This window comes from Frankia sp. CeCAU1, assembly GCF_977971845.1.
Map to the genome: position 1 here is coordinate 21,160 of NZ_CDWWXA010000015.1, position 9,030 is coordinate 30,189.

The following is a 9,030-nucleotide window of genomic DNA, read 5'->3' on the forward strand; positions in this document are numbered from 1 at the left end:
CAATGATGGGGCGCGCGGCCGAGGCTGTCCCCGTTCTCGTGTTCTCGCCGTTGGGACTGTTCTCACCATCGGTAGCGATTCTCATCATCGGGAGCGCTGGGAAGATTCGCCCGGTCCCCGCCCAGCGTGCGAGAAGCGACGCTCACGGCGGCGCGGGCCGGTCAATGGGATGCAGGTTGCCGTCGGCGGCGTGGGCCAGGGTAAAGATGTCCACGCCGGTGGCGGCGCCGATCTCGACGATGCGCGCGGCGGCCTGCGCCATCCGGCCGCGCGGCACGGCGATGTCCTCGATGAGCACCCGGCCGAGACGCTCCAGCGCGGGTAGCGGCGCGCGGCGCGCGGCGCGCAGCGCCTCCGCCGTGGCCTCGTCCACCGACCGCCGGACCCTCTTCGCCCGCTCGGCGAGAATGCCCTCGGCGGCATCGGCCTCCTCTCCCGCGCCCGACCCGTCGGTCTGGACGAGCAGGAAGACCTCGCCGGCGGAGGCAAGGTTGCTGCCGGTGGCGGCGTCGACGGCCCGCACCGTGCGGCCGTCGAGCAGTTCGGCCACGGCCACGGCCACGACGATCCCGGCGACGCCGAGCGCGGTGACGCCGAGCGCGGTGACGGCCTCGGCGGCCTCGGCGAAGGTGTCGAAGAAGGCCGCCAGGGTGACCGTGGAGCGCGGCGCGGGCCGCAGCCGCACGGTGGCGCCGACGACCACCCCGAGAGTTCCCTCCGATCCGACGAACAACCCGGTCAGGTCGTAGCCGACGACCCCCTTGACGGTTCGCCGCCCGGTGCTGATGCGCTCGCCGTCTGCGAGGACGACGTCCAGACCGAGCACCGACTCCCGGGTCACGCCGTACTTCGCACAGCCCAGGCCCCCGGCGTTCGTCGCGATGTTCCCGCCGATGGTGGAGATGGCCGCGCTCGCCGGATCCGGCGCGTAGCACAGGCCGACCTCGCGGGCCGCCCGATCGAGATCTGCGGTGATCACGCCAGGCTCGACGACCGCGACCGCGTCGGTGACCGACAGCTCGCGGATGCGGTTCATTCCGGACAGGTCGAGCACGACGCTGCCCGCCGAGGCCGCGGCTCCCCCGGCGAGGCCGGTACCGGCGCCGCGCACCGTCACCGCTACCCGCGCCGCGCTCGCCGCCCGCAGCACCGCCTGGACGTCGGCCACCTCGCGCGCGAACGCGACGCCGATCGGCCGGCCCGCGGGCTGCCAGCCGGACCGGTCCCACCGGTGGGCGTTGACGACGGCCGGATCGGTGCTCCACTGCCCGGCCGGCAGCGCGACCGCGAACCGCGCCGGGGTCATTGCGGACCCGTGGCGACGGGCCGGTCGGGGTCGGCCGCCCAGGCCGACCAGGAACCCGGGTACAGGGCGGCGTCGATGCCGGCGACGGCGAGCGCGGCGATCTCGTGGGAGGCCGTCACTCCGGACCCGCAGTACACCCCGACCGGCCGCGCCCGCCCGCCGGCCCCGTTCCCGTCGCCGCCGACGCCGACGCCGACGCCGAGGGCCGCGAACCGGGCCCGCAGCTCGTCCCGGGGCAGGAACCGGCCACTCGCGTCGAGGTTCTCCCCCGTCGCGGCGCTCACCGCTCCCGGGATGTGGCCGGCGCGCGGGTCGATCGGTTCCACCTCGCCGCGATACCGCTCGGCCGCACGGGCGTCGAGGAGGACACCCTCGCGGGCCACCCGGGCGGCGCCGTCCGCGTCGAGCACCGGCAGCTGACCGGCGTGCAGGACGATGTCGCCGGGCGCCGAGATGATCTCGCCGGTCTCGAGCGGGAACCCGGCCTCCTGCCAGGCCGCGAGTGCCCCGTCGAGGATGCGGACGTCGGCGACGCCCGCCCAGCGCAGCAGCCACCAGGCCCGGGCGGCGGACAGCCCGCCGACCGCGTCGTAGACCACGACCGCACGCCCGGCGGTCAGCCCCCAGCGCCGGGCGGCCTGCTGGAGGTCGACGAGCTCGGGCAGCGGATGCCGCCCGGCGGTCCCGCCCGGTGCGGCGGCGAGCTCGGTGTCCAGGTCGACGTAGACCGCGCCCGGCAGGTGGCCCTCGCGGTAGTGGTCGTGCCCGTGCGGGTCACCCAGGGCCCAGCGGACGTCGAGCAGCAGCGGCGGGCCGGGCGAGAGCAGCTCGTCGTGCAGACGCCTCACGTTGACGAGGACCTCCCCGAGCGCCACGCCGGCACGTGTCCTGCCGGCATCCGGGGCCACGCCGGCAGGTGCCGGGGCCAGCAGGGCGGCGAGGTCGGCCTGGTCGAATCCGCCCGGCGGCGTGCCGGTGCGCGCCGCGGTGGCGATCCGCCGCTGCACCCCGGCGTTGACCGGTGCCGCCAGCCCGTGCAGGCGGGCCAGCAGCACGATCTCGCCGTTGAGGAAGTCCGACTCGACCGACCCGCCACGCGCCAGGCTCTGCCAGGTGGAGCTGCCCTCCCGAGAGAAGCCGGGGATCTCGTGCAGAACGAGGCCGGACAGGTCGAGCCCGTCGTCCGGACAGACTCCGGCGGTCTCCACGCCGGCCGCGGCGAACACCCGCCGCGCCTCCTCGACCAGCACGGCAGCCGCCGCGTCACGCAGCTCGCTCGGGGCGTAGATCGCGTCGAGGTTGTAGGCCAGATTGCCCAGCAGCTTGCCGGCCTTGCGTCGGTCGATGTCCGCGACGACCGCGACGGCGAACGAGGCTCGGCGCAGGTCGGCCGCGACAACCTCGGCGGTCGGGTCGTCAACGGCGCCGCGAGGGGCGCGGCCCAGGTAGAAGGCCGCCGCGAGCGGGGCCGCCGGGGACACGACCTCGCCGGGTCTCACGTGCGAGGAGGGGCTGAGGACGACCGCGTCGATCACCGTGGCGAACCGGCGCAACGCCGTACGGGCGTTCTCGATCCCGTTCTGAAGCAGCACGACGGGCAGCGCCTCCGCCGCCGTGCGCTGCGTACCGTCAACGTCAACCGGCCGCCATGCCCACTGCGCGAGCAGCGCCTCGGAGTCCTGCGACTTGGTGGCGAGGACAAGCACGTCGTCACCACGCAGGTCGACCTCGTCCGGGCCGCCGACGACGTAGAGGGGGATCCGCCGCTCGTCGGGCTCACCGCCGGGCGTGGCCGGCGGTCGGATGTAGCGCAGCCCGCCCGCCCGCAGCGCCGCGAGGTTCGCGCCCCGGGCCACGACAACGACGTCGATCCCGGCGAGCCGCAGCTCCACGGCGACGGTCGCGCCGACGGCCCCGGCTCCGATGACGATGTACCTGCGACTCATCGTGCGTACCCGCAACTCACCGTGCGTGCGTACCTGCGACTCATCGTGTGTCCTTTCCTTGGGCGGCGGCGAGTGCGGCCGCGAACCGTTGCCCGGGAATCGCGCCGAGCAGCTCGCGGGTGTGGTCCTGCGTCGGCGCGGTGAGGACGTCGGCCGCCGGAGCACTCTCGACGATGCGGCCGGCGCGCAGCACCGCGACCTCGTGGGCGAGCTGGGCCACGACGGCGAGATCGTGGGAAATGAAGAAGTAGGCGACCCCGAGCTCCTGCTGCAGCCGCAGGAGCAGGATCTGGTCCTGCACCGACACGTCGAGCGCCGAGACGGGTTCGTCGAGGAAGACCAGCTCGGGTTCGATCGCGAGTGCCCGGGCGATCGCGACCCGCTGGTGCTGGCCGCCAGAGAGCTCGATCGGCCGGCGGCCGCGGAACGCGGCGGGCAGGGCGACCTGGTCGAGCAGCTCGCGCACCCGGGCGGCGCGGCTGGCCCGGTCGCCGACGCGGAAGGAGAGCAGCGGCTCGGCGATGCTCTCCCCGACGGTGAACCGCGGGTCCAGTGAGGAGAACGGGTTCTGGTGGACGAGCTGGAACCGCCGCCGCAGCGGCCGCAGCTGCGACCAGCCGGCGGAGGTGATGTCCTGCCCGTCGAGGTGGATCCGGCCGCTGGTCGGCTTCTCCAGGCCCATCACGATGCGCAGCGCGGTGGTCTTGCCCGACCCGGGCTCGCCGACGAGGCCCAGGGTCTGGCCCGCCCGCACCGACAGAGACACCTCGTCCAGCGCCCGGAGGACCCGCTCCCCGCCCCGGGTCCGGGGCAGCCGGAAGTCCTTCGTGATCCCCTTTAGCCGCAGCAGCTCGGGAGCCGGGGGCGCCTCGGGGAAGCGCGGGACGAGGCCGCCGGTGGACGACAACGCCGGCGCCACCTCGATGAGGTGGCGGGTGTAAGGGTCGCGCGGGGTGCGCAGGATCGACGCCGGTGCCCCGCGTTCGACGACCCGGCCGCGCCGCATCACGACGACCCGGTCGGCCCGGTCGGCCGCGACGGAGATGGTGCCCGCGGTGATCAGACCGTTCGCCGGCAGCAGGCCGAGGATGGCGTTGGCCGTGATGGTCTTCCCCGAGCCGGACTCGCCGACGACGGCGACGGTCTGTCCGGGGGCAATCGTGAGGTCGACGTCTTCCACCGCCGGAGTCGTCCGCCCTCGGCGCGTGTAGGCGACGGACAGCCCGGTGAGCTCCACGATGTTCCGGCCCGCCACGGCGTCCGCCTTCGTGCTCACCGTGCTCACGGCATTCACGCGCTCACCGTGTTCACCGTGTTCACCGCGATTCACCGTGTTCACCGCTGCACCTCTTCGATCGTGCGGGCAATGTGGTTGAGGCTGAACACGACCAGCCCGACGAACAGACCCGGCAGCAGCGACAGCCAGGGGCTGGTGATGAGGAAGTTGCGCCCGTTCGAGATGAGTGTCCCCCATTCCGCCGCCGATGGCGGGGCACCGAAGCCCAGGAAGCTGAGCGAGGAGATGGCGAGCACGGCCGTCCCGAAGTCGAGGACCGCGAGCAGCGCGCCGACGGTCGTGTTCTGGGTGAGCGAGAGGCCGAAGTCGAGGTGCATCGCGTCCCAGAGGTGGCGGAAGTACTGCCCGGGCACGGGATCGTCAAGGCCGTAGCGCGCCTTCAGCGCGTGCAGCTGGGCCGGGGTGAGCTGGTGCACGTCGACCCCGCCGGCGGCGAGCTGCAACGTGACGGGGTCGCTGGGAAGGACGTGCAGGATGATGAAGGTGACCGTGTAGGCCGCCCAGAGCACGATGAGGGCCTGGGCGAACCTACCCGCGACGTAGCGGAGCATCGCGACGACCCGACCTACTTCGACAGCCAGATGTCGTTGGCGCGCAGGAAGCTCTCCGAGGTCCAGGCGAATCCCTGGACCTTCTTCGACAGCCCCACCACCTGCAGCCGGTCGTAGACCGGAAATGTCACGCCCTGGTCGATGAGGTAGTCCTGCAGGTTCGGGTAGGCGGCCCCACGCTTGTCCGGGTCGATGGTGGTGAGGCCGGCGGCGAACAGCGTGCTGATCTGCGGCGCGGTCGTCGCGTCCTCGCCGAACGTGCCGGCGTAGTGCTTGGACACGGCCCGGTCGAGCAGGGAGGCGAGCACGCTCGGGTCCGCCCGGGTCAGGTAGCTGGCAAAGAGGTCATAGCCGCCCGCGGTGGCCTGCCGGGTGAGCTGGGCCGCGGTGACGTTGGGGAACAGCGTCCCGGCGATGCCGGGCAGGGCCCGCTTCTGGATGACGCCGCCGGAGGCCTCGATGACCTCCTGGTCGGCCGAGGTGATCGGCTGGCGCGGCCAGGCGATGACGCAGTTCCGGAGGTCCGACCAGAAGGCGATCTTCAGCCGCCCGCCGGGGACGGGGGTCCCGCCCGACGCCGTGCTGCCGCCGCCATTCCCGCAGGCCGCGAGCGTGACGGTCGTGAGGACGGAGACGGCCGCTGCGGCCAGCCTTCGCGTCGTTCGGTGCCGGTGCGGGGTAGTCATCCGGCCGCTGCCCCTCGTGGCGATCAACGATCCCTGCACCATCCGCAGCCAGGCGTTGAGCACCCTGGCGCGGGTCGGGCACACGGCATGGGTGGTCGGTGAGGCAGGCCATCTCGCCGGTGTGCTGCACGCCGCCCGCGCCGGGGTCGGGGTGGCTCTGCTCTCCGACGTCGGGCCGGTTCCCCCAGGGCTCGAACGGCGCCACGACCTGCCCGCCGTTGCGCCCGAACCCCTGCACGTGCGCGTGCGTCGCGGAGCGCCACCGCGGCTGGGCCAGCTGGTCGGTGACGCCGTCGAGGCCGCCCTGGCCTGAGCTTCCGGCCCCGGCATGACAGCACTCCGGCCCGGCATGACAGCACTCCGGCCCGGCATGACAGCACTCCGGCCCGGCATGACAGCAGGTGGTTTCGGGCATGCCGAACATGGAGGTGGTCCGGATGGCGGATACGCTGTCGACGTTGGGCCCGCCGGCAGGCGTCACACAGCCGGACGCAGTAGTGACGGATCTCCTCGAGATCCTGCGCCGGCATCTGCGGATGGACGTCGCGGGGCTGGCCCGGATCGACGGGGATCTGCTTGTCCTGCAGGTTCTCAGCGGGGACGCGCGGGGGTTCAGGCTGGCGCCGGGCTCGACGATCCGCCGCGAGCATGCCCTGCTCGGGCGGGTGCTGTCCGGCGAGATACCGGAGATCGTCGCGGACACGCGCACCGATCCGCGCACCGCGGACGCGGGCGTCGTCCGCAAGTTGGGCGTCGGCGCGTACGCCGCGGCGCCGGTCGCCGACAACGACGGCGAGGTGTACGGCATAGTCGGCTGCCTCGCCCACAACGCGCTCCCCCACCCACGCGACCGCGACGTGCACTTCCTGCACCTGTTGGCGGCCTTCCTGAGCGACGCGGTCCTCGACCTGCACCGCCTGTGGGAACAGCGACGCCGCATCTGGCAGGAGGTGAGCGACCTCATCGACGCGGGCGGCCCAAAGATGATCTTCCAGCCGATCTTCGGGCTCACGGACGAGCGGATCGTCGGGGTCGAGGCGCTGTCCCGCTTTCCCCACACGACCGGCGGTGCGCAGCAGTGGTACAACGACGCCGCAACCGTCGGCCTGAGCATCGAGCTGGAACTCATGGCGATCCGCCACGCGCTGACCGTCCTGCCGACGCTCCCGTCCGACCTCACCCTCGCCGTCAACGCCTCGCCGTCCACCATCACCTCCGGCCTGATCGACATCCTTCCCGACCGGGGGGCCGATCGCCTCATCGTGGAGATCACCGAGCACGAGCACATCGGCGACGACTCGGAGCTGCTGGTCGCCGTCGGCGTGCTGCGCCGCCGCGGGGTCCGCATCGCGATCGACGACGTCGGCACCGGCTACGCGGGCCTGGAACAGCTCATCCACCTGCGCCCAGAGATCATCAAACTGGATCGGGTCCTCACCCACGGGATCGACACCGATCCAGCCAGGCGCGCCATCGCGGCGGGACTGGTGCAGGTCGCCGACGAGATCGGCGGCTGCGTCATCGCCGAGGGCATCGAAACCCCGATGGAGCTCGACACGGCGATGGCGGCCGGGATCCCCTACGGCCAAGGCTACCTGCTCGGCCATCCCACCACGACCGCCGGGGCCGCCTGGGTGGAGCACTCCGCGCACCGGCCGACGGCCGCCGAACCGGAACGGGTGCCGGCAGCCTCCTCCCGGCGGCTCGGCTGAGCCCGTGGCGGCTACCGGCTGGCCCCACAGCCGCAGCGCCAGCACGAGGTACCAGCCGGGGTGACGCCAAGGTGACAGTGGGGCTACCCGGCGATTGCGCAGGCCATACGCTCACCAGCCATGACCGCGGTGGCTACGGGGGTACGGCGCCGGGCGGCGACCCCGCCGGGCCGGCTGCGCCTGCTGTCCGTGCTCGTGGTCCTCGCGCTCGTCGCACTGTGGGTCACCGCCCTCGGCGCCACGCAGACCCGCCGGCACGCGATCGACACCCTGACCAAGGACAGCGGCGCGTCCTTCATCGCCGCCCAGAGCCTGCGCGCCGAGCTCTGGGCGGCGGACGCCACGGCGGCCCGTGCCTTCCTCGCCGGCGGCGTCGAACCACCGGGGCAGCGTGCCGCCTACGCGCGCAGCATCGCCGCGGCGGGCGACCGCGTCGTCGATCTCGCCCGCACCGGTGGTCCGCGCCAGCCCCTGGCCGTGCTCTGCGCGCAACTGCCCGCCTACACCGGCCTGGTCGAACGGGCCCGGGCGAACAACCGGCTCGGCCTCGCCGTCGGCGGGGCCTACCTGCGGCAGGCGTCCGCGCTGATGCGGGACACCATCCTGCCCGCCGCCGACGCGCTGGCCACCGCCGACGCCACCGACATCGACCACGGCTACCGGCGGGCGAGCTCCTGGCACCAGGTGTTCCTGGTCGGCGCCGTCGGCGCCGCGACGCTCGCCGGGCTCGTCACGCTGCAGGTACGGCTGTTCCGGCGCACCCACCGGATCCTCAATCTGCCGCTGCTCGCCGCCACGGCGCTCACCGCGATCATCCTCGGGTTGACGCTGACCGCGTTCGGCGTGGAACGTGGCCGTCTCGTCGAAAGCCGGGACCACGGGTACGTCCCGATGACGCTGACCGCGCAGGCCCGGGTGCTGGCATTACGGGCATGGGGTGACGAAAGCCTGTCGCTGGTCGCCCACGGCAACGGCGTGGAACTCGACGAGGACGCCCGCGCCGCGGCCGCCCGGCTGGGCTACGACGACAGGGGGCACCGGACCAGGACCGGGGTTCTGCCGGCGACGGTGGCCCTGCGCGGCCCGGACGGCCCGGCCCGCGCCGCCCTGGAACCGGCCTGGCGCGGGTACCAGGCGACAAGCCTGCGGGTCGGTAACCTGGTGTCCGATGCCGGCGGGTTCCAGCAGGCGGTGGCCGTGGCACTCGGCGAGGGCACGACCTCCTTCACCCGGTTCGACGACGCCTCGGAAGCGGTGTTCACGACCAGCCGTACCCGCTTCGAAGCGCGCCTGTCCGCCGCCGGCGAGGCGCTGAACCGCCTGCCGCTCGGCGCCACCGTGGCGCTCGGGCTCGCCGCGGCCCTGGCCTTCGTCGGCATCCAGCTGAGAATCAACGACTACCGGTGAGCAGATGATGATCATCCGGGTCGTGACGGCGCGAGCGGTGACGGTACTGATTACCGTCGCCCTGGCGGTCGGCGTCACCGCCTGCGGCACGGTCGACAGTCCGCTGCCGGCCCAGGCCCGACCCC

7 protein-coding genes and 1 pseudogene are annotated in these 9,030 nt (G+C 73.3%); 3 read left to right on the forward strand and 5 right to left on the reverse strand.

The features are described 5' to 3' along the window. Positions 1-142: 142 nt before the first annotated feature. From AC08OO_RS04985 to AC08OO_RS05005, 5 genes are read right to left on the reverse strand one after another with little or no spacing between them, the layout of a single operon-like run. Positions 143-1,306, reverse strand: coding sequence for an FAD-binding oxidoreductase (locus tag AC08OO_RS04985; RefSeq protein WP_476609941.1), 1,164 nt, complete (start codon positions 1,304-1,306; stop codon positions 143-145). Then, positions 1,303-3,252: a rhodanese-like domain-containing protein gene (locus AC08OO_RS04990; protein ID WP_476609940.1), complete on the reverse strand. Its 1,950-nt coding sequence runs from the start codon at positions 3,250-3,252 to the stop codon at positions 1,303-1,305. The genes AC08OO_RS04985 and AC08OO_RS04990 overlap by 4 nt, the downstream gene beginning before the upstream one ends. A 40-nt stretch (positions 3,253-3,292) precedes the next feature. Next, on the reverse strand, positions 3,293-4,546 hold the full coding sequence (locus AC08OO_RS04995; RefSeq protein ID WP_476609953.1) for an ATP-binding cassette domain-containing protein: 1,254 nt from the start codon (positions 4,544-4,546) through the stop codon (positions 3,293-3,295). Between the two features lie 41 nt (positions 4,547-4,587). Continuing rightward, the gene (locus AC08OO_RS05000) at positions 4,588-5,100 is read right to left on the reverse strand and encodes a hypothetical protein (RefSeq protein WP_476609939.1); all 513 of its coding nucleotides are present in this window, start codon (positions 5,098-5,100) and stop codon (positions 4,588-4,590) included. 14 nt (positions 5,101-5,114) lie between these two features. Beyond that, positions 5,115-5,786 carry a hypothetical protein gene (locus AC08OO_RS05005; RefSeq protein WP_476609938.1) on the reverse strand — a complete coding sequence of 224 codons (672 nt, stop codon included), beginning with the start codon at positions 5,784-5,786 and terminating at the stop codon, positions 5,115-5,117. Between the two features lies 1 nt (position 5,787). Here AC08OO_RS05005 and AC08OO_RS05010 point away from each other — a divergent pair. The 3 genes and pseudogenes from AC08OO_RS05010 to AC08OO_RS05020 form a co-directional block, all read left to right on the forward strand. Further along, positions 5,788-6,099: pseudogene (locus AC08OO_RS05010) on the forward strand (type 2 periplasmic-binding domain-containing protein); the annotation flags it as partial. A 124-nt stretch (positions 6,100-6,223) separates the two neighbouring features. Continuing rightward, the gene (locus AC08OO_RS05015) at positions 6,224-7,498 is read left to right on the forward strand and encodes a sensor domain-containing phosphodiesterase (protein WP_476609937.1); all 1,275 of its coding nucleotides are present in this window, start codon (positions 6,224-6,226) and stop codon (positions 7,496-7,498) included. A 120-nt stretch (positions 7,499-7,618) separates the two neighbouring features. Then, the gene (locus AC08OO_RS05020) at positions 7,619-8,905 is read left to right on the forward strand and encodes a hypothetical protein (protein ID WP_476609936.1); all 1,287 of its coding nucleotides are present in this window, start codon (positions 7,619-7,621) and stop codon (positions 8,903-8,905) included. Positions 8,906-9,030: the final 125 nt, after the last annotated feature.

Excerpts from the sequence above, each read along its gene's own strand:
- AC08OO_RS04985 (WP_476609941.1), bottom strand. The coding sequence starts at position 1,306 with ATGACCCCGGCGCGGTTCGCGGTCGCGCTGCCGGCCGGGCAGTGGAGC.
- AC08OO_RS05015 (WP_476609937.1), top strand. The coding sequence starts at position 6,224 with ATGGCGGATACGCTGTCGACGTTGGGCCCGCCGGCAGGCGTCACACAG.
- AC08OO_RS05020 (WP_476609936.1), top strand. The coding sequence starts at position 7,619 with ATGACCGCGGTGGCTACGGGGGTACGGCGCCGGGCGGCGACCCCGCCG.
- AC08OO_RS05005 (WP_476609938.1), bottom strand. The coding sequence starts at position 5,786 with ATGACTACCCCGCACCGGCACCGAACGACGCGAAGGCTGGCCGCAGCG.
- AC08OO_RS05000 (WP_476609939.1), bottom strand. The coding sequence starts at position 5,100 with ATGCTCCGCTACGTCGCGGGTAGGTTCGCCCAGGCCCTCATCGTGCTC.
- AC08OO_RS04990 (WP_476609940.1), bottom strand. The coding sequence starts at position 3,252 with ATGAGTCGCAGGTACATCGTCATCGGAGCCGGGGCCGTCGGCGCGACC.